The sequence below is a fragment of the Rhodobacter capsulatus genome (assembly GCF_005144475.1).
Classification (GTDB): Bacteria; Pseudomonadota; Alphaproteobacteria; order Rhodobacterales; family Rhodobacteraceae; genus Rhodobacter; species Rhodobacter capsulatus_C.
Genome location: NZ_SWJZ01000072.1, coordinates 17,273 through 43,671, shown reverse-complemented (window position 1 = coordinate 43,671; position 26,399 = coordinate 17,273). Strand labels below are relative to the sequence as shown.

At 67.9% G+C, this 26,399-nt stretch carries 27 protein-coding genes and 1 riboswitch; of the genes, 10 read left to right on the top strand and 17 right to left on the bottom strand.

The features are described from left to right. The first annotated feature begins 64 nt into the window (after nucleotides 1–64). Nucleotides 65–1,465, top strand: coding sequence for a glutamate--tRNA ligase (gene gltX / locus FBT96_RS15695; RefSeq protein ID WP_136908257.1), 1,401 nt, complete (start codon nucleotides 65–67; stop codon nucleotides 1,463–1,465). A 101-nt stretch (nucleotides 1,466–1,566) separates the two neighbouring features. Continuing rightward, complete coding sequence (locus FBT96_RS15690) at nucleotides 1,567–2,862, top strand: citrate synthase (protein ID WP_136908255.1); 1,296 nt, start codon at nucleotides 1,567–1,569, stop codon at nucleotides 2,860–2,862. A gap of 62 nt (nucleotides 2,863–2,924) precedes the next feature. Here the strand turns inward: FBT96_RS15690 and FBT96_RS15685 are convergent, their stop codons facing one another. Then, on the bottom strand, nucleotides 2,925–4,505 hold the full coding sequence (locus tag FBT96_RS15685; RefSeq protein WP_136908253.1) for a glucan biosynthesis protein: 1,581 nt from the start codon (nucleotides 4,503–4,505) through the stop codon (nucleotides 2,925–2,927). Between the two features lie 220 nt (nucleotides 4,506–4,725). Between FBT96_RS15685 and FBT96_RS15680 the strand changes: the two genes are divergently transcribed. Both FBT96_RS15680 and FBT96_RS15675 read left to right on the top strand, forming a co-directional pair. Beyond that, the gene (locus FBT96_RS15680) at nucleotides 4,726–5,106 is read left to right on the top strand and encodes a hypothetical protein (protein ID WP_136908251.1); all 381 of its coding nucleotides are present in this window, start codon (nucleotides 4,726–4,728) and stop codon (nucleotides 5,104–5,106) included. Then, a complete protein-coding gene (locus FBT96_RS15675; RefSeq protein ID WP_136908249.1) occupies nucleotides 5,097–5,522 on the top strand; it encodes a YqaA family protein in 426 nt (141 codons plus the stop codon). The genes FBT96_RS15680 and FBT96_RS15675 overlap by 10 nt, the downstream gene beginning before the upstream one ends. Nucleotides 5,523–5,528: 6 nt before the next feature. Here the strand turns inward: FBT96_RS15675 and FBT96_RS15670 are convergent, their stop codons facing one another. From FBT96_RS15670 to FBT96_RS15640, 7 genes are all read right to left on the bottom strand, one after another. Further along, the gene (locus FBT96_RS15670; RefSeq protein WP_136908247.1) at nucleotides 5,529–6,089 is read right to left on the bottom strand and encodes a CREC-EF hand family protein; all 561 of its coding nucleotides are present in this window, start codon (nucleotides 6,087–6,089) and stop codon (nucleotides 5,529–5,531) included. Nucleotides 6,090–6,165: 76 nt separating this feature from the next. Further along, entirely contained in the window at nucleotides 6,166–6,792 is a 627-nt protein-coding gene (locus tag FBT96_RS15665; protein ID WP_169583511.1) for an HAD family hydrolase, read from the bottom strand. Next, nucleotides 6,792–8,420 (bottom strand): FGGY-family carbohydrate kinase, encoded by a 1,629-nt coding sequence (locus tag FBT96_RS15660; RefSeq protein ID WP_136908243.1) that lies wholly within the window; start codon nucleotides 8,418–8,420, stop codon nucleotides 6,792–6,794. The genes FBT96_RS15665 and FBT96_RS15660 overlap by 1 nt, the downstream gene beginning before the upstream one ends. Nucleotides 8,421–8,449: 29 nt before the next feature. Continuing rightward, complete coding sequence (locus FBT96_RS15655; RefSeq protein WP_136908241.1) at nucleotides 8,450–9,178, bottom strand: SDR family oxidoreductase; 729 nt, start codon at nucleotides 9,176–9,178, stop codon at nucleotides 8,450–8,452. Between the two features lie 15 nt (nucleotides 9,179–9,193). Next, entirely contained in the window at nucleotides 9,194–10,444 is a 1,251-nt protein-coding gene (locus tag FBT96_RS15650) for a sugar ABC transporter permease (protein WP_136908239.1), read from the bottom strand. Continuing rightward, nucleotides 10,441–11,244, bottom strand: a complete 804-nt coding sequence (locus FBT96_RS15645) for an ATP-binding cassette domain-containing protein (RefSeq protein ID WP_136908237.1) — start codon at nucleotides 11,242–11,244, stop codon at nucleotides 10,441–10,443. Before FBT96_RS15645 ends, FBT96_RS15650 begins: the two co-directional genes overlap by 4 nt. Before the next feature lie 77 nt (nucleotides 11,245–11,321). Then, on the bottom strand, nucleotides 11,322–12,368 hold the full coding sequence (locus tag FBT96_RS15640; RefSeq protein ID WP_136908235.1) for a substrate-binding domain-containing protein: 1,047 nt from the start codon (nucleotides 12,366–12,368) through the stop codon (nucleotides 11,322–11,324). Between the two features lie 237 nt (nucleotides 12,369–12,605). Between FBT96_RS15640 and FBT96_RS15635 the strand changes: the two genes are divergently transcribed. From FBT96_RS15635 to FBT96_RS15620, 4 genes are all read left to right on the top strand, one after another. Further along, on the top strand, nucleotides 12,606–13,634 hold the full coding sequence (locus tag FBT96_RS15635; protein WP_136908233.1) for a substrate-binding domain-containing protein: 1,029 nt from the start codon (nucleotides 12,606–12,608) through the stop codon (nucleotides 13,632–13,634). Nucleotides 13,635–13,694: 60 nt separating this feature from the next. After that, nucleotides 13,695–13,889: riboswitch (cobalamin riboswitch) on the top strand. Between the two features lie 323 nt (nucleotides 13,890–14,212). Then, nucleotides 14,213–14,998 (top strand): tonB-system energizer ExbB, encoded by a 786-nt coding sequence (gene exbB, locus FBT96_RS15630; RefSeq protein ID WP_136908230.1) that lies wholly within the window; start codon nucleotides 14,213–14,215, stop codon nucleotides 14,996–14,998. After that, nucleotides 14,998–15,417: a TonB system transport protein ExbD gene (exbD, locus tag FBT96_RS15625; RefSeq protein WP_136908228.1), complete on the top strand. Its 420-nt coding sequence runs from the start codon at nucleotides 14,998–15,000 to the stop codon at nucleotides 15,415–15,417. The genes exbB and exbD overlap by 1 nt, the downstream gene beginning before the upstream one ends. Beyond that, nucleotides 15,414–16,232: a TonB family protein gene (locus tag FBT96_RS15620; protein WP_136908226.1), complete on the top strand. Its 819-nt coding sequence runs from the start codon at nucleotides 15,414–15,416 to the stop codon at nucleotides 16,230–16,232. The genes exbD and FBT96_RS15620 overlap by 4 nt, the downstream gene beginning before the upstream one ends. Here the strand turns inward: FBT96_RS15620 and FBT96_RS15615 are convergent. The 7 genes from FBT96_RS15615 to FBT96_RS15585 form a co-directional block, all read right to left on the bottom strand. Beyond that, the gene (locus FBT96_RS15615) at nucleotides 16,216–16,467 is read right to left on the bottom strand and encodes a DUF6525 family protein (RefSeq protein WP_136908224.1); all 252 of its coding nucleotides are present in this window, start codon (nucleotides 16,465–16,467) and stop codon (nucleotides 16,216–16,218) included. The two genes, FBT96_RS15620 and FBT96_RS15615, sit on opposite strands and share 17 nt — an antisense overlap. Next, nucleotides 16,464–17,675 (bottom strand): GTP-binding protein, encoded by a 1,212-nt coding sequence (locus FBT96_RS15610; protein ID WP_136908222.1) that lies wholly within the window; start codon nucleotides 17,673–17,675, stop codon nucleotides 16,464–16,466. The genes FBT96_RS15615 and FBT96_RS15610 overlap by 4 nt, the downstream gene beginning before the upstream one ends. A gap of 169 nt (nucleotides 17,676–17,844) precedes the next feature. Continuing rightward, nucleotides 17,845–19,644, bottom strand: coding sequence for a peptidoglycan D,D-transpeptidase FtsI family protein (locus FBT96_RS15605; RefSeq protein WP_136908220.1), 1,800 nt, complete (start codon nucleotides 19,642–19,644; stop codon nucleotides 17,845–17,847). Continuing rightward, a complete protein-coding gene (gene ftsL, locus FBT96_RS15600) occupies nucleotides 19,641–20,039 on the bottom strand; it encodes a cell division protein FtsL (protein WP_136908218.1) in 399 nt (132 codons plus the stop codon). Before ftsL ends, FBT96_RS15605 begins: the two co-directional genes overlap by 4 nt. After that, nucleotides 20,036–21,052, bottom strand: coding sequence for a 16S rRNA (cytosine(1402)-N(4))-methyltransferase RsmH (gene rsmH, locus FBT96_RS15595; protein WP_136908216.1), 1,017 nt, complete (start codon nucleotides 21,050–21,052; stop codon nucleotides 20,036–20,038). Before rsmH ends, ftsL begins: the two co-directional genes overlap by 4 nt. 1 nt (nucleotide 21,053) lies before the next feature. Beyond that, nucleotides 21,054–21,539, bottom strand: a complete 486-nt coding sequence (mraZ, locus tag FBT96_RS15590) for a division/cell wall cluster transcriptional repressor MraZ (RefSeq protein ID WP_249306526.1) — start codon at nucleotides 21,537–21,539, stop codon at nucleotides 21,054–21,056. Nucleotides 21,540–22,299: 760 nt separating this feature from the next. Further along, complete coding sequence (locus FBT96_RS15585; protein ID WP_136908212.1) at nucleotides 22,300–23,364, bottom strand: Mrp/NBP35 family ATP-binding protein; 1,065 nt, start codon at nucleotides 23,362–23,364, stop codon at nucleotides 22,300–22,302. 303 nt (nucleotides 23,365–23,667) lie between these two features. Here FBT96_RS15585 and FBT96_RS15580 point away from each other — a divergent pair, with 303 nt between their 5' ends. Beyond that, a complete protein-coding gene (locus FBT96_RS15580; protein WP_169583508.1) occupies nucleotides 23,668–23,871 on the top strand; it encodes a DUF1127 domain-containing protein in 204 nt (67 codons plus the stop codon). A gap of 484 nt (nucleotides 23,872–24,355) precedes the next feature. Further along, nucleotides 24,356–25,153: a 23S rRNA (adenine(2030)-N(6))-methyltransferase RlmJ gene (rlmJ, locus tag FBT96_RS15575; protein WP_136908210.1), complete on the top strand. Its 798-nt coding sequence runs from the start codon at nucleotides 24,356–24,358 to the stop codon at nucleotides 25,151–25,153. A 4-nt stretch (nucleotides 25,154–25,157) separates the two neighbouring features. Here the strand turns inward: rlmJ and FBT96_RS15570 are convergent, their stop codons facing one another. Beyond that, a complete protein-coding gene (locus FBT96_RS15570) occupies nucleotides 25,158–25,406 on the bottom strand; it encodes a hypothetical protein (protein WP_136908208.1) in 249 nt (82 codons plus the stop codon). A gap of 120 nt (nucleotides 25,407–25,526) precedes the next feature. Then, nucleotides 25,527–26,141 carry an inner membrane-spanning protein YciB gene (locus FBT96_RS15565; protein WP_136908206.1) on the bottom strand — a complete coding sequence of 205 codons (615 nt, stop codon included), beginning with the start codon at nucleotides 26,139–26,141 and terminating at the stop codon, nucleotides 25,527–25,529. Between the last annotated feature and the right edge of the window lie 258 nt (nucleotides 26,142–26,399).

Genomic DNA, 26,399 nt, shown 5'->3' with positions numbered 1-26,399 from the left:
TCATGGTTTCCAAAAGGTTAAAACGCGGCCTCCGGCAGCCCCGGCGCCCGCAAGAAAGGCCGCAATGTCGCAAAAGATCGTCACCCGCTTCGCCCCCTCGCCCACCGGCTATCTGCATATCGGCGGCGCCCGGACGGCGCTGTTCAACTGGCTCTTCGCCCGCGGCCATGGCGGCACCTTCCTGCTCAGGATCGAGGATACCGACCGCGCCCGCTCGACCCCCGCGGCGACGGCGGCGATCCTCAAGGGGCTCGACTGGCTTGGCCTGGACTATGATGGCGAGGTGGTGAGCCAGTTCGACCGGGCCCCCCGCCACGCCGAGGTGGCGCGCGAGATGCTGGCCCGCGGCGCGGCCTACAAGTGCTTCTCGACCCAGGACGAGATCGAGGCCTTCCGCGAGGCGGCCCGGGCCGAGGGGAAATCGACGCTGTTCCAGTCGCCCTGGCGCGAAGCCGACCCCGCGACGCATCCGGATGCGCCCTATGTGATCCGGCTCAAGGCGCCGCGCGACGGCGCGACGGTGATCGCCGACAAGGTGCAGGGCGCGGTGACGGTGAAGAATGACCAGCTCGACGATATGGTTTGTTTACGCTCGGATGGTACACCGACTTACATGCTTGCCGTCGTCGTCGATGACCACGACATGGGCGTCACCCATATCATCCGGGGCGACGACCATCTGATCAACGCGGCGCGGCAGATGCAGGTGTACCACGCGATGGGCTGGGAGGTGCCGGTGTTCGCGCATATCCCGCTCATTCACGGCCCCGACGGCAAGAAACTGTCCAAGCGTCACGGCGCGGTGGGTTTGGAAGAATATCAGGCGATGGGCTATCCGGCCGCGGGCATGCGCAACTATCTGGCGCGGCTGGGCTGGAGCCATGGCGATGACGAGGTCTTCACCGATGCGCAGGCCAAGGAATGGTTCGAACTGGAGGGAATCGGCCGCGCGCCGTCGCGGCTCGACTTCAAGAAGCTCGAAAATGTCTGCGGTCATCACATGGGCCAGATCGCCGACGACGATCTGATCGCCCAGATTTCGGGCTATCTGGAGGCGGCCAACCTGCCCGCCCTGACCGAGGCGCAACTGGCGGCTTTGCACAAGGCCCTGCCCGTGGTGAAATCGGGGGCGAAGACCTTTGGTCAACTGCTGGAAAAGGCGCGCTTCGCGCTGATCTCCCGCCCCGTCGAGATCGACGCGAAGGCGATGGCGGCGCTTGATCCGGTATCCCGTGGTATACTGAAAGAATTGACGCCGCAGTTGCAAAATGCTAGCTGGGTGCGTGAGGACCTCGAAAGCGTGGTCGCGCGGGTGGCCGAGGCACATGGACTGGGTCTTGGCAAGATCGCGGCGCCCCTGCGCGCGGCGCTGGCGGGACGGGCGGCAACGCCCTCGGTCTTCGACATGATGGAATTGCTGGGCCGCGAGGAAGTGCTGGCCCGGCTGAGCGATCAGGCGGCCTGAGGCCCGGCCGCCCTCTCCCGCAGCCGGTTCGTCGGGAACCGGCGCGCGGGAACCGGGAAGGATGCACCGGCGTGGCCCGCCGGACGAATGGAGAGGGAACCATGGCTGAAACGAAACGCACGGCAACGCTGACGCTTGACGGCAAGACCTACGATCTGCCGGTGCTGTCGCCCTCGGTGGGGCCGGATGTGCTCGACATCCGCAAGCTTTACGCGCAGGCCGACGTCTTCACCTACGACCCCGGCTTCACCTCGACCGCGGCCTGCGAGTCGGAAATCACCTATATCGACGGCGACAAGGGTGAGCTTCTTTACCGCGGCTATCCGATCGAGCAACTGGCCGAAAAGTCGCATTACCTCGAAGTGTGCTACCTGCTTTTGAACGGCGAACTGCCGAGCGAGAAGCAGATGACCGATTTCGAATATCGGATCACCCGGCACACCATGCTGCACGAACAGATCCACATGTTCTTCCGCGGCTTCCGGCGTGACAGCCACCCGATGGCGACGATGGTGGGCGTGGTCGGCGCGATGTCGGCCTTCTATCACGACAGCTTGGACATCAACGACCCGTGGCAGCGCGAAGTGGCGGCGATGCGGATGATCGCGAAACTGCCGACGATCGCCGCGATGGCCTACAAATATTCGATCGGCCAGCCCTTCGTCTATCCGCGCAACGATCTGGATTACGCGGCGAACTTCCTGCACATGTGCTTCTCGGTCCCGGCCGAACCCTATGTGGTGAAACCGGAACTGGCGAAGGCCATGGACCGGATCATGATGCTGCACGCCGATCACGAACAGAACGCCTCGACCTCGACGGTGCGTCTGGCGGGCTCCTCGGGGGCGAACCCCTTTGCCTGCGTCGCGGCCGGGATCGCCTGTCTCTGGGGGCCGGCGCATGGCGGGGCGAACCAGGCCTGTCTGGAAATGCTGCGCGAAATCGGCTCGGTCGACCGGATCCCGGAATATATCGCGCGCGCCAAGGACAAGAACGACCCGTTCCGCCTGATGGGCTTTGGCCACCGCGTCTACAAGAACTTCGATCCGCGCGCCAAGGTGATGAAGGAATCGGCCGACGAGGTGCTCGACCTGCTCGGCATCCACGACAACCCGATCCTGCAGGTCGCCAAGGAACTGGAACGCATCGCGCTCGAGGATGATTACTTCGTCTCGAAGAAGCTTTACCCGAATGTCGACTTCTATTCGGGCATCATCCTGGAAGCGATGGGCTTCCCGACCTCGATGTTCACCCCGATCTTCGCGCTCTCGCGCACGGTGGGCTGGATTTCGCAATGGAAGGAAATGCTCGGCGATCCGACCGGCAAGATCGGCCGTCCGCGTCAGCTTTACACCGGCCATGTCGCCCGCGATTACGTGCCGGTGCCGAAGCGCTGAGCGACATTGCCGTAGAACGACCAAGGCCGGGGGAAACCTCGGCCTTTCTCTTGCCGCCCCCCTCAGCGCAGCCCTTCGATCCGGTCGGGATGCAGCGGCGCGGCCCAGGTCTCGCTCAGCGCGCGGCCGCCGCGGCTCAGCCCCGCCAGAAGATCGACCGTCCCGGTACCGGGGGGCGATTTCACGTCGAAGACCAGCCGCCAGCGGTCGCTGCCGCGGATCGGATGGGCAAAGGGATTGACGATCTCCACCCCCTGCGGCGCGGTGATCGCGGGGGTCACGCCATCGGCCTCGCCCAGACCCGCCAGCGCCGGGCCCTCGAAATCGAGCACCACCTTGATCTGATCGCGCGGCCGCGACTGCCCAGGATTGCCGCCCATGCCGATCCGGCTCGCCACCACCTGCGCCAGATCGCCTTGCCGCGGCACCTGGTCAACCCAGTGCAGGGTGTAGTCAAAGCGCAGCTCCTGCCCCGGGGCGGGCAGGGTCTCGGGCGTCCAGAAGGCGACGATGTTGTCGTAAATCTCGTCATGCGTCGGCAGCTCGACCAGCGTCACCGCCCCCCGCCCCCAGTCCGAGGCGGGCGCGACCCAGACCGTCGGGCGGCGGTCATACCAGACGCCATCATCCTGATAATGCTCGAAATCCCTGTCGCGCTGCACAAGGCCGAAGCCCTTCGGCGTGGGGCCTGCAAAGCGCGTCGTGACGATTTCCCCGGGCGTGTCGAGCGCGCGCCAGACCGGCGTTCCGCTGGCGGGTGCGATCAGAAGCCCGTCGCTGTCATGCACCTCGGGGCGCCAGTCCAGCGCGTGCCAGCGGTTCGTTTCGGAATACCAGAACATCGAGGTGAGCGGCGCCAGCCCCAGCCGCGCCACCGGCTTGCGCAGGTAGATCCGGCTTTCGACCGCCATCACCTGCCCCTGTCCGGGGGTGTTGGTGATCTGCATGCGCCAGACCCCGGCCAGGCTGCGCCCTTCGACCAGTGCCGTCACGATCGCCTGCCCCCCGGGGCCCTCCTCCAGATAGATCTCGGTGAAGCGGGGGAATTCCTCGCCCGAGGGCAGGCCGGTATCGACGGCGATGGCGCGGGCGGACAGGCCGAACTGGCCCAGCGCCCCCTCGGTGCGGAAATAGGTGGCGCCCAGGAAGGACATCCAGTCCCCCGACAGATCCGGGCGCAGGATGCGAAAGCCCGCAAAGCCCGCATCGGCGGCCAGATCGCGGGCGGGGCTGTCCTTGGGCATGTCGAACAGATCCGGGGCATAGACGAGTTCGCGCGCCTGTCCGTTCGTCACCGCGAACATCTTCACCGGCTGGCGGAAATAGGTGCCCAGATGGAAGAACTGCACCGGCACCGCGCCCAGCCGCAGCGTCCGGTCCTTGCGGTAGCGGATCTGCCAATGCGCGTCGTAATCGATGCGCTCCAGCACCTCGGGCTGCCGTGGCGGCGCGGGCACATAGGGCGCCCGGGCAAGGGCGGCGGCGCGGGCGGCCAGCGCATCAAGGCTGAAGGGCGCGGGCGCGGCAAGGGGCGGGGCCGGGGTGGGGATCGGGCTCGGGGTCTCGGCCCGGGCCGGGGGCGCGGCGGCGGCCAGCAGGGCAAAGGCCGCGGTGGCCGCGACAAACAGGGGGCGCAGGGTCACGGCGGGCTCCTTTGCGGACGGGGTCGGTGCAGGGAAAGACAGGAAATCCGCCCGTGATCAAGGGAGAAAACCGCCAAAGGCCCGAAGCGCCGGGCGCGGGGCCGCGGTCATCGGCCTTCCGGCCGCGGCGGCGCTTGCTGCGCCAAAACGCGCGCGCAAGGGGGCTTGCGGGACCGCGCCCGGGTTGTCAGGAAGGCCGGACCGCCGCCCGGAGCCGCCGATGACCCGACCGCCGTCCCTGACGCTTGCCGCCCTGATCGCCTGTCTGTTCGGGCTGGTCACGCTTGTCGCGGGCGGGGGGGCGCTGCCGGGCGGCACCGGCACCGGCACCGCGGGGATCGTGCCCTTCGTGCTGTGGTTCACCTTCGGCGCGGGCTTTGCCGATGTCGCGGCCGGGATCGGGCTGTGGCGCGGCGGCGTCTGGGCGCGCTGGCTGGCCTTTGCCATCGCCGTCTCGACCGGCGTGGTCTTTGCCGCGCTTGTCGCGCATGTGCTGCAAGGCGGGGCCTGTGCGCCGCGCCTGCTCTGGGCGATGGCGCTGCGGCTGGCGGTCTGGGCGGGGATCGCGACGCTGGCCCTGCGTGCGGCGCCGTGGCGCTGACCGGGCTCTTTCTGGCCGCGCTGCTGGCGGCGACGCTGGTGCCCGCGCAATCCGAGGCGGTGCTGGCGGCGCTGATCGTGCAGGGCGCGCATCCGCTGGCGCTGCTGCTGGCGGTCGCGACCCTGGGCAATGTGCTTGGCTCGGTGCTGAACTGGGCGCTGGGGCGGTTTTGCGCCGCCCATGCCGGGGCGCGGTGGTTTCCGGTCCCGGTGGCGCGGCTGGATCAGGCGGCGGGCTGGTATGCGCGCTGGGGCCAATGGAGCCTTCTGGGCGCCTGGCTGCCGATCATCGGCGATCCGCTGACGCTGGCGGCGGGTCTGATGCGCGCGCCGTTCGGGCGGTTCGTGCTGCTTGTCACCCTGGCCAAGGGCGGGCGCTATCTGGCGCTCGCCCTCGCGCTGCAGGGGGTCGGCTGAGCCGGGTCAGTTGCGGCCGCGCGGTCCGAAATCGGCCAGCGTCACCACGCCGTCGCCGGTGCGCTCGCGCCGCGCGAACCAGCGCTCGGTGCCCGCGACAAATTCCGCCTGCGTCACCCGCCCGTCGCCATTGCCGTCAAGCGCCCGCATCTGATCGGCGGCCGGGGCAAAGAAGCCCTGCCCCATGCCCAGGCCCATGCCCTGACCTTGGCCCTGACCTTGGCCTTGCCCCATCCCGCGTCCCATGCCGGCGCGCGGCATCATGCCGTCGGGGCGCTGATGCCCGGGGCCCATCCCGGCCTCCAGCTGCGCCTGTTTGAAATCGTCGATCCCCGCCAGCTCCTCGGCCGAGAAGCCGCCGTCGCCATCGCTGTCGAACATGACGAAGATATCGGCGCGATGGTTGCGGGCCTCGGCCAGGGTCACCTGACCGTCGCCGTCCAGATCCCATTGCGCCAGAAACGCCTGTCCCGGCACCACCGCAGGATCGGCCGACGGCTGCGCAACCGCGGGCAGGGTCGCGCCACAAAGCGCAAGCATCGTGGCAAGTTTCAGAAAGCGGTTCATCGCAGATCCCTTTCATGCTGATCTTGCAATATGAACGCGCAAGCGCCGGAATTCCGTCGCCGGGCCGGAAAGATCGTCAGCCCGGCAGGCGTTGCGACAGCGCCGCGAAGGGCTGCCAATCGCCCGGCGGGCCCTCGAACCAGGGCATCATGTAAACGGTCAGGCCCGCCGCCCGGGCCGCGGCCAGCCCCGCGGCGCTGTCCTCGATCACTGCCACCGCCGCGGCGGGCAGGCCAAGCCGCGCCAGCGCGCGCAGATAGGGCTCGGGATCGGGCTTGCCGCGGCTGACATCCTGTCGGCTGACCGTCATTACCGATCCGGGCGTCAGACCCAGCCGGGTCAGGTTCGCCCGCACGATCCCCTCGGGCGAGTTCGACACGATCGCCTGACAAAGCCCCGCCGCCTGCGCCCGCGCCCAAAGATCGGTCGCGATCTTGAAGGGATGCACCTCCTCGATGCGGGCCAGATAGGCGGCGAAACGCAGCTCGGACCAATGCGCAAGGGACAGCGAGAGCCCGTGTTCGGCCCCGAGGATCGCATGGATCGCATCCTCGCTTTTACCGATCAGGCCTTCGTGGAAGGCCTCGGGCAGCGCCAGCCCGCAAGCCCGCGCCGCATCGACGAAAGACAGGCGATGCACCGGCTCGCTGTCCAGAAGCGTGCCGTCCATGTCCCACAACAGCGCGCGCAGGGGCTGGTCCATCATGCCTCCCGCAGCGCAGCGTCACGCGCAAGGGCCTGAAACTTCTCGAAAAGCGCGAAACGGGCGTCGTGATAGGCGCGCGTCTCTGCGCCCCCCGGCGCGTAGCGGCGCGCGATCTTCGACATCTGCGCCATGCCGGTCGCCACATCGGGCGCCCCCCCCGCGGCCACCGCGGCAAGGATCGCGGACCCCAGCAGCACCGGTTCCTCGGTCTCGGGCGCGGCCACCGTCACGCCGGTCGCATCGGCAAGGATCTGGCGCACCAGATCCGACCGCCCCGCCCCGCCGCTGATCACGACGGTCGAGACAGTGGCGCCGCGTTTCGCCTGCACCTCAAGGATCTGGCGCAGCCCGTAGCCGAGCCCGCAAATCCCCGCGACGTACAGCGCGACGAGGCTGTCAAGGTCGTCCTCCATCCCCAGCCCGGCGATCAGCGCGCGGGTATAGGGGTCGGCATGCGGCGCGCGGTTGCCCAGAAACTCGGGCACCACATGCAGCCCCGCCGCCAGACGGGCCACGTCACCTCCCGCCCCCGCCAAGGCCTCGGCGCGGTTCGCAAGCCAGGCGGGGAGGGAAAGCCCGGCACGGGACGCCGCGTCCGACGCCTCGGCAGAGGCGGGATGGAACCGCAGAAGCTGATCGATCGCAGCCCCGGCGGCAGACTGACCGCCCTCGTTGAGCCAGGCCCCCGGCACCATCGCCGAGTAATAGGGGCCCCAGACGCCCGGAACGAAGACGGGATCTTCGGTGGTGGTCATGGTGCACGACGAGGTGCCGAAGACGTAAGCGAGGTTCGCGCTCGCCCCCCCCTCGCCCGCGGCGCCGACGGTGCCGACACCGCCCGCATGGGCATCGATCAGCCCCGCGGCGACGGGTGTTCCGGGCACAAGGCCCAGATCCCGCGCCGCCGCCTCGGTCAGACCGGTGCCCAAAGCCGTGCCGGGCATCACGACCTCGGTGCCGATGCGGGCAAAGCCCTCGTCGGCCAGGTCCGCAAGCCCGATCTGACGGAAATAGCTTTCGTCCCAACGCCCCTCGTGGCCCATGTAGGTCCATTTGCAGGTCACGGTGCAGATCGAGCGCGCCGCCGAGCCGGTCGCCTTCCAGGTCAGGAAATCGGTCAGATCAAAGAAATGCCCGGCGGCGTCAAACTCCGTCCGGCGGTGTTCCTTGAGCCACAAAAGCTTCGGCGTCTCCATCTCGGGCGAGATCCGGCCGCCGACATAATCCAGCACCCGGTGTTTCGTCGCGTTGATCCGCTCGGTCTGAACCGTGGCGCGGTGATCCATCCAGACGATCACGTTGCGCGCGGGATCGTTCGAGGGGCCGACCGGCAACGGCCGCCCCGCGGGATCCAGCACCACGAGCGAGCAGGTGGCGTCAAAGCCGATGCCCGCGATATCCGCCCCCGTCAGCCCCGCCGCCCGCAGCGCGCCCTGCACCGCGCGGCCCACCGCCGCCCAGATCTCGGCGCTCGATTGTTCGACGACCGAGCCTTCCTCGCGGTAAAGCGTGATCGGGTGGTGATCGGTGCCCAGAAGGCGGCCGGTCAGGTCGAAGACCCCGGCGCGGGCAGAGCCGGTGCCGACATCGACCCCGACAAGATGGCGGGCAGTGGGTGCGGACATGGAAAATCCTCCGGGCTGGGGCCTTGGGGTCAAAGATCGACGCTGTTGGGCAGCAAAACGAGATCGCGCACGACGACGCCGCGGCTGCGCGAGAGCATGAAGAGCACGGCTTCCGCCACTTCGCGCGCCTGCATCAGCGAGCCATTCGCCAGGGCTTCCTCCATCTTCGCCTTCGGCCAGTCGTCCAGAAGCGCCGTCACCACCGGGCCGGGCAGCACCGCGCCCATGCGGATGCCATGCGGCGCGACCTGACGGCGGGTGGCGTGCAAAAACGCCTGCACCGCGAATTTCGAGGCGGTGTAGACGGGTTCCCAGACCACCGGCACGACGCCCGCGACGGACGACGTGAAGATGATGTCGCCGGTCTTGCGTTCGATCATATGCGGCAGCACCGCGTTCACCGTGCGGAAGGCGGCGTTGATGTTCAGATTGAGCACCTTGTCCCAGACATCCGGGTCGCCCTCGGCCGCGGGACCGCCGACATAGGCGCCCGCATTGGCGTGGAAGATGTCCAGATCGCCGACCAGATCGCGGATCGCCGGAAGCATCCCCGAGACCGCCTTGCCGTCGAACAGATCCAGCGACAGCGGATGCGCGCCGGGGCCGATTTCCGCGCAGGCGGCGGCCAGTTTCGTTTCGTCGCGGTCGATCAGCACGACCTGCGCGCCTTCCTCGACCAGGATTTTCGCGCAGGCAAGGCCGATGCCCGAGGCGGCGCCGGTGATGGCGGCGGTTTTGCCCTGCATGAGATTTGTCATGATATCCTCCGGTTGTCAGGCGCGGCCGTGGCTGGCGCGCGATTGCCGTGCGAGCGAGTCGATGATCACAGCCACGGCCAGAACCGCCCCGGTGATCATGTAACGCAGCGACGAGCTGAGATTGAGAAGGGTCAGGCCGTTCGAGATCGACTGGATCACCAGAACGCCCAGAAGCGCCGCCCAGGCCGAGCCGCGCCCGCCGAAAAGCGAGGTGCCGCCGATGACCGCCGCCGCGATGGCGTTGAGGTTCACGTCGCCCGTGCCCGCCTGCTGGCTGGCCGTGGCCAGACGCGCGGCGGAAAAGACCCCGCCCAAAGCGGCGAGCGACGACCCCAGCATGAAGGCGGTCAGGCGGATGCGTTTCACCTTGATGCCGGCGCGCCGCGCCGCCTCGATATTGCCGCCGACGGCGAACATCGAGCGGCCCCATTTCGTGCGGGTCAGCGCATATTGCATCGCGGCGACGCAAAGGACGAAGACGACGAACATGAAGGGCACGCCGCGGCCCAGGTTCAGATAGGCGACCGCGCCTTCCAGAAGCAGGGTGACCGCCCCCGCCTTGACCAGAACGACGCTGGCGGAGGCATGCGACAGGTTCGCCGCCGCCCGCGCCTTCATCTGCCGGAAGCCGAACCACAGGATGCCCAGCCCCGGAACAAGGGCGAGGCCGTAGGACATCCAGTCCGGCATGATCAGGATCTGTCCGAAGCGGACCAGGAAAGACGAATACGGCAGGTTGATCGAGCCGGTCGGCCCGAGGATGTAAAGCTGCATCCCCAAAAGCGCGAGCAGACCCGAAAGCGTCGAGACGAAGCTGGGCATGGTGAAGCGATTGAGCAGCGTCGCATAGATCGCCCCCATCGCCGCCCCGGCCGAAAGCGCCGCCAGAATGGCCAGCGGCAAGGGCACCCCCATGTTGACCCACAACACGCCGACCAAGGCCGAGGCCAGCCCGCTCATCGAACCGACGGACAGGTCGATTTCCCCCAGAAGCAGGATCAGCACGATGCCGAGCGAGATGAAGCCCACCGCGGCGGCATCGAACAGCAGGTTGACCAGGTTGTTGGGCAGCAGGAAGACCGGGTTCAGGGTGGAAAAGACCACCGAAATCAGGATCAGCCCCACCACGACGGGCAGGATGCCGAGATCGCCCGAGCGGATGCGGTCGAGAAAGGCGCGCGCCGCACCGGCCAGCCCGGTATCGGCCCGCACCCGCGCATCGGCGCGGTCATAGGCGATGGGCGAGGTGTCGGGTTTCATGCTCATTGCTGGGCCCTTGTTCTTTCGATGGCATCTCGGCGGGCGGCGACATTGTCATCGGCCCCCATGATCGCGGCGACGATCTGCTCGCGCGTGGCATCCTTGGAGAAGGTGCCGTTGTTGCGCCCCAGCCGCAGCACCGCGATGCGGTCCGACACCGCGCGGACGTTGTCCATGTTGTGGGAAATCAGGATCACGCCATAGCCGCGATCGCGCAGCCGCTCGATCAGGTTCAGCACCTCGGCGGTCTGGGCCACCCCCAGCGCGGCGGTGGGTTCATCCAGCATGACGATCTTCGGCTCCAAGAGCAGCGAGCGCGCGATGGCGACGGTCTGCCGCTGCCCGCCCGAAAGCGAGGCGATGGGTTCGCGCACCGAAGGGATGCGGGCGGCCAACTCACCCAGCAATTGCCAGGCGCGGACCTCCATCTGCACTTCATCCAGCGCCCAAGGCGAGAGCTCCTGTCCAAGGAACAGGTTCGCCACCACATCCAGGTTTTCGCACAGCGACAGATCCTGAAAGACGGTGGAAATGCCCAAGGTCAGCGCCGCCGAGGGGCTGTCGATGCTGGCCGGACGCCCCATGAATTCGATCGTCCCCGACGTGGGCTGAAACACCCCCGCCAGGATCTTGATCAGCGTGCTTTTGCCCGCGCCATTGTCGCCCACCAGCGCCACCACCTCGCCCGCATGGACGTCAAGGTCGATGTCGCTCAGCGCCGACACGGCGCCGAAGGTCTTGGTGATCCCGCGCAGCCGCAGGATCGGCTCGCGCGCGGGCGCAAGCGAAGCATCATTCACAGCCATCAGGCTCTCCTCCCCAGTGCGGCGCAGGCAGTCGCCCGCCTGCGCCCGTCGGTCACAGCTTACGCGATGCCCGGATCTTACTCGATGCCCAGCGCCTTGCAGCCCTCGGCATAGTCGCCGGTGCAGATCTCGGCGGCGGTCTGGATGCCCTTGTCGAAGATCTCGGCCTTGATGTTCTCGCGCGTCACCACGGCCGGAACGAACAGCTCCGAAGGGGTGTCGTACAGCGTGGTCTTCGGCGCCGGCGTTTCGCCCTTGAGGAAGGTCACGGCGACATTCGCGGCGGCTTCGGCAACGATTTCAGAGGGTTTCGAAATCGTGTTGTACTGATCGCCCGCAATGATCAGCTGCAGCGCCGCGATGGTGGCGTCGTTGCCGGTGACCGGCGGCATCGGATCGGCGCCCGCCGCTTTCAGCGCGGCAATCGCGCCGCCGCCGGTGCCGTCATTGGCCGCGACGATGCCCTTGATCTGATCGCCAAAGCGGGTGATCTGCCCGGCGGTCCATTCCTGCGCCTTCGGCGGCGCCCAATCCGGCGTGTCGAATTCGGAAAGCTTGGTGTAGGGCGATTCCTCCAGCGCGCGGTGGATGCCGTCGCGGATCAGACCGGCGGCCGCATCGGTGGGCGAGCCGTTGATTTCCAGCACGCCCGCGCCGTCCGGGACGCCCGAGGCCTTCATGTGCTCGACCAGCGATTTCGCGATCGCATAGCCGATCCCCTCATTGTCGAAGGACACGTAGTAATCGGCCGGTTTCGCCGGGATCGGACGGTCATAGGCGATGACCTTGACGCCCTGCGACTGCGCGATTTCCACCAGACCCGCGGCGGCGGCGCTGTCGACCGGATCAAGCACGATCACCTTGGCGCCTTGCGCGATCACCGAATTGAACTGCTGCTGTTGCAGCGCCACATCGGCATTGGCGTTTTGATAGATCACCGTGCACTCGGCGCACAGCTTGTCCATCGCCGCCTTGAAGCCGGGGAAATCGTGCTGCTCGTAGCGGGTCGAGGCCTGGTCGGGCATCAGGAAGGCCACCGTGGCCGCTTCCTGCGCGCTCGCCGCGGCGCCGAAGAAAGCCGCGACAAGAACCGAAGCCCCCGCCAGCGAAATCGTCTTGTTCATCCTGGTCTCCTCCTCTGGATGATCCGCAAGGCCCGGCCCGGTCTTGGCCCCGGTCCCGTCCGCCGCCCGACCGGACCCGAAAGCCCGTCCGGCACTGCCGACACGACCCGGTTGCGCCGCCTCCTCGCCCCCGCCTCGCTTGCTTCATCGGTTGTGCAAGCTTGCTCAATCGATGAAGCAGAATTGCATCCGGTTTCGATTCACGTCAAGATGGAAGATGACAGCAGACGGAAAAGCATGACCGACACCCCTGGCCCCGGCCGCAAGCGCCCGACGATCTATGACCTGGCCGAACTGGCGGGGACTTCGCCCAGCGCGGTCAGCGCGGTGCTGAACGGGTCCTGGAAGAAGCGGCGGATCAGCGAAAAGCTGGCCGAGCGGATCACCGCGCTGGCGGGCGAACAGGGCTATGCGGTGAATTATCAGGCCAGCCTGCTGCGGCGGGACCGCTCGAACATCGTCGGCATGATCGTGCCGAAATATGACAACCGCTATTTCGGCGCGATGGCCGAGCGCTTCGAGGCGGTGGCGCGCGCGCATGGGATGTTTCCGGTGATGACCTGCACGCAGCGCGACCCGGCGCTGGAATTCGAGGCCGCCCGGGCGCTTTTGTCCTATCAGGTCGATTGTCTGGTGGCGAATGGCGCCACCGACCCGGACCGGATCGCCGATCTGTGCGCCGCGGCCGGGGTGCGGGTGCTCAACCTCGACCTGCCGGGATCGAAGGCGGCCTCGGTCACCTCGGACAACTTTGCCGGGGCAAAGACGCTGACGCATCTGATCCTTGACCGCTGCCGCGACGATCTGGGCTATACCGGGCCGCTTCTGTTCATCGGCGGGCGGGCCGCGGATCACAACACCGCCGAGCGGATCGGCGGCTTTCGCGCCGCCCATGCCGAACGCGGCCTGCCCCTGCCCGAGGATGCGATCCTGGCCTGCGGCTATTCGCCCGACAAGGCGGAACGGGCGCTGGATGCGCGGGCGGGGGCGCTGCCGCCGGGGCTGTTCGTGAACTCGACGATCAGCCTTGAAGGGGTGGTGTGCTGGCTCAACCGCGCCGTGCCCGATCACGCCGGGCGGATGCGCTACGGCTGTTTCGACTATGACGCTTTCGCCGCGCAACTGCCTGACAATGTTGGCATGATCGAGCAGGACGTGGACGGGATGATCGCCAAGGTCTTCGCGCTGATCGAGGGCGGCCCGGCCAGCCCCGCGCATTTCCGCATCCCTTGCATCCTGCGCACGCCCCCGCTTCCCCGCGGCTGACCCGACGCGGGCCCACAACCGCAGGTCGCAGTTCCGGCTTGACGCGGCGGGCGAATTGGATTTGGCTTTTCGCGTCCAAGTTCCGGCCTGCGGGCCGGATTGAAAGGGAACGCGGAACGGCCCCCGAGCCCAGACCGCGGCTGCCCCCGCAACTGTGAGCGGCGAGCGACGTCGACATGCCACTGGGCCCGCCCGGGAAGGCCGACGCCGCCAAGACCCGCGAGCCAGGAGACCTGCTTGGACATTCACCCTTTCCGGGGCGCGAGGGGCGCCGCGGAAGCGGCCCGTTCCGCAGAGGTGGCCCGCCGTCTGCGGAACGCCCCGGCTTTCCGCGACATCCCACCCGCCGGGCGGTTTCGCCCGACCGAACAAGGTTCGCCGATGCCGCTGTCGCCCCGCCCGACCCGTTGCGTCCCCGCCCCCGCCCCCGCCTGCACTCCGCGTGCACTCCGCCGCGCCCGGATGGCCCGGCGCGGAGGCCAATTACTTGACAAGTTCACTCAACAAGCGCAGGAGGGGACAAAGCCAGCCCTCCGCCAGCCGCCCCTTTCCCGCTCTGAACGCTCCCGAGGTCTGCCATGCCCCCCGTCATGCCTGCGCCCGCCAATGACGCGCTGATCCTGTTTCTCGACCGTGTCGGGCTCTCGTCCCTGGCCGAAGCCCTGCGCACCGCCGCCGGGTCCGACGCGCTGACCCCGATGGCGATGTTCGCCCATGCCGATATTCTGGTGCAGGGCGTGATGCTGGGGCTGCTTGCGGCCTCGGTGCTGGCCTGGGCGATCTGGGCGGGCAAGCTGGTGCAGCTGACCCTGTCGCACCGCCGTCTGGCACGCGATTACCGGGTGCTGGCGGCGCGCGGCACGCTTGGCGCGGCGCTGAGCGGCGGGATCGTGGCGCGTATGCAGGCGGCGGCAAGTTCGGAAATCCGCGCCTCGGCGGGGTTGCCGGATGCGGGCATCAAGGAGCGCGTCGCGCTTGATCTGACCCGGATCGAGGCCGGGGCGGCGCGGGCGATGCAATCGGGGGTGACGGCCTTGGGCTCGATCGGCTCGACCGCGCCCTTCGTCGGGCTGTTCGGCACCGTCTGGGGGATCATGAACGCCTTTGTCGGCATTGCCGAAAGCGGCTCGTCGAACCTCGCCGTCGTCGCCCCCGGCATCGCCGAGGCGCTGATGGCCACCGCGCTCGGCCTGGTGGCGGCGATCCCGGCGGTGCTGCTTTACAACCACCTGACCCGCGCCGTCGGCGGCTACCGCGCCGCGCTGACCGATGCGGCGGCGCTGGTCGAACGCACGCTCTCGCGCGATCTGGACCGGGCGCGGCTGGCGCCCTCGGTGACGCCGCTGCATCTGGTGGCGGAATAATGGCGGTCCGGCTCTCCGACGGCGAGGATCTGACGCCCGAAGCCGCGATCAACATCACCCCCTTCATCGATGTGATGCTGGTGCTTTTGATCATCTTCATGGTCGCAGCCCCGCTGTCGACCGTCGATGTGCCGCTGGATCTGCCGGTGGCCTCGGGCAGGCCGCAGCCGCGCCCACCCGAACCAGTCGTGCTGTCGCTCAGTGCCGACAAGGGGTTGATGCTGGGCCGCGATCCGGTCACCCCCACCGATCTGCCTGCAAGGCTGGCCGAGGCGACAAAGGGCGATCTGGCCACGCGCATCTTCATTTCCGCCGACAAATCCGTGCCTTACGGCGAGATGATGGGGCTTTTGAACCAGCTCCGCGCGGGCGGCTATCTGAAGATCGGCCTTGTCGGTCTGGAGGAGGCGACCCCATGAGCCTCGCGCTCGCCGATCCGCCCGAGGCGCCCGGCCGGGCGCTTCTGTGGGGGCTGGCGCTTTCGGTGGCGCTGCATGCCGTGGCGGTTTCCGTGCTGTCACAGACCGAGGCCGCGCCCGCGGCGCTGGTGGCGGCGGGGGCGGGCGGCGAGGATCTCGACAGCCTTGACGCGATCGCCGCGACCTTCGTCGATCTGGCGCCGCAGATCACCCTGCCCGAGCCGGAAATGACCCTGCCGCTGACCGCGCCGGTGATCGACATTCCCGAAGTGCGGCTGCCCGATCCGGTGCTTTTGCCGCCCGAGCCCCCGAAGATCACGCCGCCGAAACGCGCCGAAGACAAGCCCAAGCCCCCACCGCCCAAGCCGAAACCCGAGCCGCGGCCGCGGGTGGAAAAGCCGAAACAGGCGAAACCCGCGCCCGAACGCAGCGAGAGCCGCGCCGCCTCGCGCGCGGCGGGATCGGGCGCAGGGGCGCAGGCGGGCACGGGCGGGGCCGATGCACAGGCGACGGTCTCGGCGGGCACGACGAAAAGCCTGCTCTCGAAATGGGGCGCGACGATCCGCACCCGGATCGAGCGGCGAAAGAGCTATCCCGCCGCGGCGGGACGGGCGGCGGGCTCGGTCGGGCTGGCGCTGCGGGTCACCCGCGACGGCACGCTGCTCTCGGCCGCGGTGAACCGCTCCTCGGGTCATCCGGCGCTGGATGCGGCGGCGCTGGCGGCGGTGCAGAAGGCGGGGAGATTCCCCGCCGCCCCCGCGGAGCTGGCAAAACCGAGCTACGCCTTTTCCGTCGCCGTCAAGTTTTCGCGCTGAGCGACGGCTCGCGGGCCAGCGTCCGCGCCTCGGCCAGATGCAGGCGGTCCAAAGCCGCCTCGGGGCAGCCGGTTTCCGCCAGCGCCCGCGCCCAGATCCGCGCCACCGAGGCCGCCGACCAGGGCAGCACGGCCTGATGTGCCCAGGTCCGCGCGGGCGGCGGCAGCCGGTCAAAGGCCGCCATCGGGTCCGACCGGACCCGGCGGCGCAGCGGCGTCGCCAGATTGCGCCTCATGCCCCCTGCCCCCAGCGCGGGAAAGGATCGGGCAGACCGGCCCAGGCCTCGGGGGTGAAATCCTCGGCCGGAACCAGCGCCGCATTCAGCCGGGCGCAGATCGTGTCGCGGTCCAGATCGACGCCGATGAAGACGATTTCCTGGCGCCGGTCGCCCCAGGGCTCGGCCCAGTGCCGCGCGATCTCGCGCTGCGCATCGGGATGCGCGGGCAGCCGCTCGGGCGGGACCGAGGCCCACCAGCGCCCCAAGGGCGTGACCCGGGCCGAAGCCCCCGCCAGGCTGAATTCGACCGCCCAATCGGGCCGCGTCGCCAGCCAGAAATGCCCCTTGGCGCGAATCACGCCCGGCAACGCGCCGCCCAAAGCGGCCTCGATCCGGCCCGGATCAAACGGCGCGCGGGCGTGATAGACGAAGCTCGAAATCCCGTATTCCTCGGTTTCGGGGGTGTGGTTGGCGAAACCGTAAAGCTCTTTCGCCCACAGCGGATGTTCGGCGGCGCGGGCGAAATCGAACAGCCCGGTGTCAAAGATCGCCTCGGCCGGAACCTGGCCGAAATCGGTCTCGATCAGCCGCGCATCGGGGTTCAGCGCCTTGACGATCTGCCGCGCCAGTTGCAGCTTTTCCGGCCCGGCATCGCTGACCTTGTTCAGCACCACCACATCGGCAAATTCGATCTGCTCGGTCAGAAGCGTGACCAGCGTGCGCGCGTCCTCCTCGCCCAGGCTTTCGCCGCGATCGGCCAGAAAGTCGTTGCCGGAAAAATCCTGCGTCAGGTTGATCGTATCGACCACGGTGACCATGCAATCGAGCCGCGCGATGTCGGACAGGCTCGCGCCGCGCTCGTCGCGGAAATCGAAGGTGGTGGCGACGGGCAAGGGTTCGGCAATGCCCGTGCCCTCGATCAGCAGATAGTCGAACCGCCCGGCCTCGGCCAGAGCCCGCACGCCTTTCAGCAGATCGTCGCGCAGCGTGCAGCAGATGCAGCCGTTGGTCATTTCGACCAGCGCCTCCTCGGCGCGGTTCAATTCGGTGCCCTCGCGGATCAGATCGGCATCGATGTTCACCTCGGACATGTCGTTGACGATCACCGCGACGCGACGCCCGGCGCGGTTGTTCAGCACATGGTTCAGAAGCGTGGTCTTGCCCGCGCCCAGAAAGCCCGAAAGCACGGTGACCGGAAGGCGGGGATCGGTGGGGGAAAGGGTCATGGCCGTCCATCTGAGTTACGTTATACTATAACTCAAATAGCCCGAAGCCCTTCGCCCCGCAAGCCCGCCAAAGCAAAGGGCCGGACCCTGTGGCCCGACCCCGTGTTTCTCCCCGATGCTTCTCCTGGTGCAAATACGCCGGGGTGCGGGGCAGCGCCCCGCTCTGCCCTCAATGCCCTTTCGCGGCCTTCACCAGCTGGATCCCGTCCAGCACCTCGGGCACGCTGTCGGCCGGACGCAGGCCCAGGATCGGCGCGATGCGGCGGATCACCTCGGCCGCGACCGGCACCGCGGTCCAGCCCGCCGTCCGCCGCGTCTCGTTCGCCGCAAAGGACGACGGTTCGTCCAGGCTCAGCACCAGCACGTATTTCGGGTCCGAGGCCGGAAAGGCCGAGGCGAAAGTGGCAATCACCTTGTTGTCGTAATAGCCGCCGCCCGGCTTCACCTTGTCGGCGGTGCCGGTCTTGCCCGCGACCTCATAGCCCTTCACATCGGCGAAAGAGGCCGTGCCGCGCGTCACCACCGCCCGCATCATCGCCAGCGACTTGCGCGCCGCTTCGGTCGACATCACCTGCGGCCCCCGTTCGCGCGCGGGCGCATGCACCAGCGTCGGCCGGACCTTGTAACCGCCATTGGCGATCGTCGCATAGGCCGCCGCCAGATGCAGCGGCGAGGCCGCCAGCCCGTGGCCATAGCCCACCGTCATCGAGGTGATCTCGGACCACTTCGCGGGCACGAGCGGCCGCCCCGAGGGCGCCTCGGACAGCTCGACCGGCGTCGGCGCCATGAAGCCCAGGCTTTCCAGAAATTCCTTCTGCCGCTGCCCGCCGATCAGAAGCGCGATCCGCGCCGTGCCGACGTTCGAGCTTTCGACGACGATATCGGTGATCGACAGCGCCGGGCCGTAATTGTGGAAATCGCGGATCCGGAACCGGCCCCAGACCATCGGCGATTTCGTGTCCAGCATCGTCGTCGGGTTCACCAGCCCCAGTTCCAGCGCCTGCGCCACGGCAAAGATCTTGAAGGTCGAGCCGAGTTCGTAAACCCCCTGCACCGCCCGGTTGAAAAGCGGGCTGTCACTGGCATCGCCCTTGGCCAGCGGCGCCGGGCGGTCATTGGGGTCGAAATCGGGCAAGGAGGCCAGCGCGACGATCTCGCCCGTGTGCACATCCATCACCACCGCGGTGGCGCCCTTGGCATTCATCAGCTTCATGCCGCCGACCAGGATTTCCTCGACCGCCTGCTGCACCGTCAGATCGATCGAAAGCTTCAGCGGCGCACCGTTGTTGTCGGGATCTCGCAGCCAGCTGTCAAAGGCCTTTTCGACCCCCGCCGTGCCGATGATCTCGGCGCTGTCCACGCCCTCGTTGCCAAAGCGCGCCCCGCCCAGCACATGCGCCGCCAGCCGCCCGTTCGGATAAAGCCGCATCTCGCGCGGGCCGAACAAAAGCCCCGGCTCGCCGATGTCATGCACCTGCTGCAGCTGCTCGGGCGAGATCTTCTTCTTGATCCAGACGAATTTGCGCGGGCCGGTGAAATCGGCGGCCAGCCGTTTCGCATCCAGATCGGGGAAGATCTTCGCCAGTTTCCGCGCCGTGCCGACCGGATCGACCATCATCGGCGGCTGCGCATAAAGCGCGTGCGTCACAAGGTTCGTCGCCAGCACCCGGCCCTCGCGGTCGGTGATGTCGGCGCGCTGCGCCAGGATCGCCGGGGCGGTGTCGGCCCGTTGCGGCTCTTCGGGGGTCGAGGCGGCCAGCGTGCCCATCCGCACCCCCACCGCGCCGAAACAGACGCAGAAGATCCCGATCACCAGCCCGATGCGCCAGGCGACGCGGGCGCGCGCGGCTTCCCGCCCCGCCTCGCCGCGGGCGCGGATATTGGCGCGCTCGATCAGGTCGGGGTTTTCGCCGCGGGCGCGGGCGTCCAGGATCCGCGCCAGCGGGCGCAGCGGGGTGCGCGGGCTCATTGCGCGGCCTCCTCGGCGATGCGGGAGCTTTCGTCATCGGTCGGCGGCGCGGAAACTTCGATCGCCTGCGCGACGGCCTGATCGATCGCCAGCGGATCGGTGCCCTCGGGCGCGGGATAGGCGACCATCGCGGCGGTGCCGAACTGATCGGGGGTCATCGGCAACAGGCCAAGCGAGGCGAAATTCAGGTTCACCAGCTCGCGCAGCCGCTCGGGGCGGTTGAGATAGGCCCATTCGGCGCGCAGCACGCTCAGCCCTTCCTGCAGATCGGCGATCTCGGCATTCAGCGCGCGCAGTTCCTGTTCGCGGTCCTGGGTCGCGTAATTGACGTGATAAGCCCAGAAGGCAAGACCAAGAACACAAAGCGAAACAAGGATATACGAGATGGTCTTCATCTGGGGCGGCCCCGGCTGCGGTCGGTTTCGAAAAGGGGGGCCGGCAGGCCAAGGCTGGCACGATCAGCTCTACCGGCAGGGGAATCGGTGCGCGCACCGATGCGCATAATAGCAGAGCGTGCCCGCGGGTTCTCTGCAAGCTCGATTTCGTCCGGTCCGACCCCTTTTCGGGTCACAAGATCGAAGGCCGCCGCCTCGGGGGCGGTCTCGGGCGCATAGCGCGACCCCCCGGGCGCCCGGCCCGAGCGCGCCAGAAAGAACCGCTTCACCACCCGGTCTTCGAGCGAATGGAAGGTGACGACCGCCAGCTTGCCGCCCGGTTTCAGCGCCCGTTCGGCGGCTTCGAGCCCCTCGATCAGCTGGCCGAATTCGTCGTTCACCGCGATGCGCAGCGCCTGAAAGCTGCGCGTGGCGGGGTGGCTTTGGCCCGGTTTCGGCCGCGGCAGGCAGCGCTCGATCGTCGCCACCAGCTGCTTCGTGCTCTCGTAAGGCGCGGCCTTGCGGGCCTCGACGATGGCCCGCGCGATCCGGCGCGAGGCGCGTTCCTCGCCGTAATGATAAAGGATGTCGGCCAGCGCCGCCTCGTCGGCCTCGTTCACCAGATCGGCGGCAGAGGGCCCGGATTGCGACATCCGCATGTCCAAGGGCCCGTCGCGCAGAAAGGAAAAGCCGCGCTCGGCCTGATCAAGCTGCATCGAGGAGACGCCGAGATCCAGAACGACCCCGTCCAGCCCCTCGGGCGCGATCTCGGCAGCGACGGCATCCAGGTTGGAAAAGGTGTTCTCGACCAGCACCAGCCGCTCGCCGAACTCGCCCCGCCAGGGCGCCGCCATCTCGAAGGCCAGCGGATCGCGGTCGATGCCGATGACGCGCGCCGCCCCCGCCGCCAGCAGGCCGCGCGCATAGCCCCCCGCCCCGAAGGTGCCGTCAAGCCATGTCCCCAAGACAGGCGCGACCGCCTGAAGGAGCGGTCGCAGCAGAACGGGAATGTGCGGGGTGTCGGGTCGGTCCATCTCAGCCCCCGTTGAGCAGGCTGAGCGGGTCGAAATCGGCGCCCATCTCGGCCATCAGTTTTTCCAGCCGCGCCTGATCGACGGCGGCGAAGGTGTCGGGGTTCCAGATCTCGAAGGTCTCGCCCATGCCGGCGAAATAGGCGTCGCCGGTCAGCTGGAAGCGCTCGCGCAGCGTGGCGGGCAGGACCAGACGGCCATCGGGATCGATCTCGGTCGGATGCGCCTTGTTCAGCACGAAGCGTTGCAGGATGGCGCGGCTCGGATCGCTGTAGGGGCGCGCGTTGATCGCGGCAGCCAGCTTCTGGAAGCCCGCAAAGGAATGAACCTGCAGCATTTTCTGGGTGTCGGCACCGTAGACGATGACCAGACGCGGGCGCTTCGTCACGGCGGCTTCGGGATCGCCTTCCTCCAGCTCACGACGAAACAGCGCCGGGATCGACACGCGACCCTTGCTGTCCACCTTGAAGGTGTATTCGCCGATGAACATGCCCGCCAAGGCGGCAACTCCTGTCCGCGTCCCCGTCGGTGGTCTTGAAGGAAAACGGCGGACCGAGCTGCTGCCACTGCTCGATCCGCCGCCCTCGTCCCATCTCTGGGCTGTCCGGTCTGCGCGCGCCACCTGGGGGATGTCTGCTCGCTCGCGCGCCGGATCTCTCTTTCGTGAAGCGGGTGCCTGTATGAAACTTTCGGTCTTTGCGCCGTTGAGGTCTTGCTGCCTCTTGCCCGTCTTCCGTGAGGCAGTGATGCCATGGTCTGGGGTGGGATTTCAAGGGATATTTTGGGAAGCGATGGAATTCCTGTCCGGCACGTGGCGCGGAAAGCGATGAAAACTCAACAGCTTGTGGATAACTTTTATAGCAAAGGCAAAGCTGTAGCGGGATTGATCCAGATCAACCACAACATCTAGGCAACACCTCTGTGACAGATCCGCCATCCCGTCCGGTGGGGCAAATTCCCGCGCAACCGGCCGAAACCCGCGAAATCCCGGGCAGCACCCCCGAAGAACGCCCCGATCACGGCCGAACACGGGCAGGTGATTCGGGCGGCGACCCCCGCCCGCCCAATCCGTCCCATGATTTCCCACCCAAGACCCCAAACTCCGCAACGCCAAAGGGCAGCCCTGCGACTGCCCTTTCATCTTGCCTCAAATACCTCGGGGGTCGTCCATTGGTGCGCCATTGGTTCAAGAACCAATGGACGACGGGGCGGAGCCCCCCCGCGGGTCGCCGCGCGCAAGCGCGGCGAAATCAGGCCACGCCCGCCGCGATCAGCTGCGCCGCGATCGCCGCATAGGCCTCGGCCGCCGCGCCCGTGCCCAGGGCCACGGGACGGCCCGCATCCCCCGCCTCGCGCACTTCAAGCGCCAGCGGCAAGGCGCCGAGGAACGGCAGACCGAGCCGCGCCGCCTCGTGTTCCACCCCGCCATGGCCGAACAGATGCGCCTCGTGGCCGCAGTTCGGGCAGACATAGGTCGACATGTTCTCGATCAGCCCCAGAACCGGCAGCTTCAGCTTCGAAAACATGTCGAGCGCCTTCTTCGCATCCAGAAGCGCGATGTCCTGCGGCGTCGACACGATCACCGCCCCGTCGAGCACCGTCTTTTGGCACAGGCTGAGCTGAATATCCCCGGTGCCGGGCGGCAGGTCGATCACCAGCACATCGAGCGGCCCGAAATGGTCCCATTTCACCTGACCGAGCATCTGTTGCAGCGCCCCCATCAGCATCGGACCGCGCCAGATCACCGCCTCGTCCTCGCGCAGCATCAGCCCGAGCGACATCAGCACCACCCCATGCGCGCGCACGGGCAGGATCGTCTGCCCGTCGGGCGAGGCGGGCTTTTCCGTCGTCCCCATCATCCGCGGCTGGCTCGGCCCGTAAAGATCGGCGTCAAGCAGCCCCACCCGCTTGCCCGCCCGCGCCAAAGCCACGGCCAGGTTCGAGGCGACGGTGGATTTGCCCACGCCCCCCTTGCCCGAGCCCACCGCGATCACATGCGCGACGCCCGGCACCGGCAGGGGGCCATCTTGCGGCTTGGCGTGGCCGCCGATCTTCACCCCGCCGCCCGGCGCCTTCGACGGCCCGGCCGGGATCACCACCGACAGGCTCTTGACCCCCGGCAGCGCCCGCACCGCCCCTTCGAGCACCGGCCGCAGCGCCAGCAGCTCCGCCTCGGGCGCGCCCTCCAGCACGAAGCGCACAACCCCCGATTCGACCGCCAGCGCATGCACCAGATTGCGGCCGACCGCATCCCCGCCCCCCGGCAAGGCGGTCTTGCGCAGCGCCTCCAGCACCGATTCCTTCGTAAGCGTCATGGCTCTCTCCTGTCGATTTGCCGGGGACTGTGGCGCATTTGTCGCGGGCTGCAAGGGGGCGCCCCCGGGCCAAGCAAGATTTGCACGATATTTGCGCGGTCCAATGTGGAATTAATCCAGTTTGGAGGCGGATTCAGGTCAGAATCCGTTATGCATTTTCCGCAAGGCAGCATTGCCCCCGCCGCCCATTGTGCAGCCGCAGCAATCGGGCCATGTTAGCCCCAACAGCGACGGTGCACCACAGCGACAGCCGGACGGTCCGAAGCTAAACCCCAAGACGACACGAACGAAAGAACACGACCGATGGCACTGGTCAGCGACATCCGGACGACCGAGAGCGGTTTTTCCAATCTTCTGGCCTCGATCCGCGAGGCCTTGGCCCGCCGCAAGGTCTATCGCCAGACGCTGGCGGAACTGCGCTCGCTGTCGAACCGCGAGCTGAACGATCTTGGCATGCACCGCTCGATGCTGACCCGCATCGCGCTGGAAGCGGCCTACGGCAAGTAGAACAGACTTCCGGAGACCCTCTCCTCCTCCCTGGGTCTCGGAGATCGGCGGCATCCTCTCTCCTCCTCCCTGAGGATGCCGCCACCCCATACCGGCCCCATCTGCCGGACACCGGATCAAGCCCCTCTCCTCCTCCCTGGGGCTTCGATAGAAGACGGCGGCCTCGTCCTCCTCCCAGAGGCCGCCGGTCTTCGACCTGATCCTGCCCGCCCTCTCCTCCTCCCTGGGCGGCGGAATGGTGCTGCCCACCTCCTCCCGGGTGGCACCGGAATACCCGAGGCCCTCTCCTCCTCCCTGGGCCGAGGTTATCGCGGCGGCGCTCTCTCCTCCTCCCTGAGCGCCGCCGTTTTCTTTTGCGAGGAGGCGGGGGCGCTGCCCCCCTTGGCCTGCGGCCAATTCCCCCCGGGATATTTCGACCAAGGTGAACAGGCGGCGCTTGCGCCCCGGGCCCGGTCAGGTCAGGAAGGCGCAAAGGGAGGCTTTGATGCTGTCTTATCAACATGCCTATCATGCCGGGAATCTGGCCGATGTGCACAAGCATGCGCTGCTGGCGGCGCTGCTCGACTACATGACGCGCAAGGACAAGCCGCTCAGCTACATGGAAACCCATTCCGGGCGCGGGCTTTATGCGCTTGACGGGGCCGAGGCGGCGAAGACGGGCGAGGCGGCGGCGGGGATCGCGCGCGCCGAAGCCGAGCGCTGGTTTGCCGCCGATCATCCCTACATGCGGGCGCTTGCCGCGGTGCGCAAGGCGCAGGGGCGCGCGGCCTATCCGGGCTCGCCGCTGCTGGCGGCGACGCTGCTGCGGCCGGTGGATTCGCTGCAGCTGTGCGAATTGCATCCGCAGGAATTCGCCGCGCTGAAGGTGGCGATGGCGGCGCATGGCGGCATCTTCCATCAAAAGGACGGGCTGCAGATGGCGCTGGCGATGTGCCCGCCGACACCGCGCCGCGGGGTCCTGCTGATCGATCCCTCGTGGGAGGTGAAATCGGATTACGAAACCGTGCCGAAGCTTGTGGGCCAGCTGGCGCGGAAGTGGAATGTCGGCGTCATCGCGCTCTGGTATCCGATCCTCGCGCCGCATGTGGCGGTGGCCCCGGCGCAACGCGCAATGGTGCGCGGGCTGGTGGCGGATCATCCCGAGGCGCTGCTCTCGGAGGTGCGGTTCCCGCCGGCGCGCGAAGGCCACGGGATGATCGGCTCGGGCATGGTGGTGCTGAACCCGCCCTGGGGCCTGGCCGAGGAAGCGGCGCGGATCGGGCGCCGCTTCGCGAAGCTCTGAGGGCTCAGGCGCGGCGCATCATCCCGGCCGCCAGCACCCAAAGGATGCAGACCGGCCAGACCGCAAGCGGCGCGACGCCCATGGTGAAGATCGCGCCGACCAGCGCCACCAGGATCAGCGCCACCCCGCCGCGGACCGAGGTGTAAAGCAGCCCCACCGGCCCGAAGAGCACGACCAGCAAAAGCGCCAGCGGTTCGTTGTGAAAGCCGACTTCAGAGGAGGGTTCGGAGGCATTGGCGGTGACGGTGGACATGTCTGGCTCCTGTTCAGCGCGGCCGGACGATCCGGCCGTGATGCCCGCAGGCTGCTGCCGAAACAGGGCAGGATTGCGGCCATTCGCCGACCAGCTAAAGTTGCGCCTATTTTGCCCGGCTCAGCTTTCGGGCTTGCCGCCCTCCTCGGGGGCGAAGCGGGCAAACAGGCGGCTTTGCGCCACGAAGAAGCCCATCAGCAGGATGGTCAGCCCGAAGGTCTTGAAATTGACCCAGGTCGCATCCGAGAAATTGCGCCAGATCACCTCGTTGGCGACGGCGAGGAACAGGAAAAACGCCACCAGCCGCCGGGTCAGGATCGTCCAGCCCTCGGTCCGCATCGGGATCGCGCCGTCCATCACCAGCTGCAGCCAGGGCTTGCCGCGGACCAGCCCGAAGCCCAGAAGCGCCGCGAACAGCAGATAGATCAGCGTCGGTTTCATCTTGAAGAAGCGCGGATCGTTGAACCAGACCGAAAGCCCGCCGAAAACGGTGACCAGCACCAGCGTCGCCACCTGCATCGGCGCCAGATGGCCCGAGAGCCGCCACAGCACCGCCATCGAGGCGATCAGCACCGGCACGAAGACTGCCGTGGCCAGAACGAAACCGCCATAGGTCTCGCCGCCCAGCGTCAGGGGATGGTCGCGCAGCAGGAAGAACGCCGCGAAGAAAACCACAAGCGGGCCGAAATCAAGCGCGAGCTTCAGTCCCGGCGGTATCGGTTTGCGTTCTGCCATCTCTCCCCCTCCGCGGCTGCCCGCGCTCCGGACACCTCTCCCATCGGGCGACCCGCGCCCGATAAATAGGCAAGGATGGGCGCAAGGACAGGGGTTTTCGTCGCCCGGCGCGGATTCCTGACGGGATTGTGTTCTGCAAGTCGCAGAACTCCCGCTTTTCCTTGGGCGAAACGCCGGGGGGTTTGCGCGGCAGCGCAAAACGGGGGGCAGCGCCCCCCGAAGCGCCTGAGGCGCGGCGGGCTTGCCCGCCCAACGAAG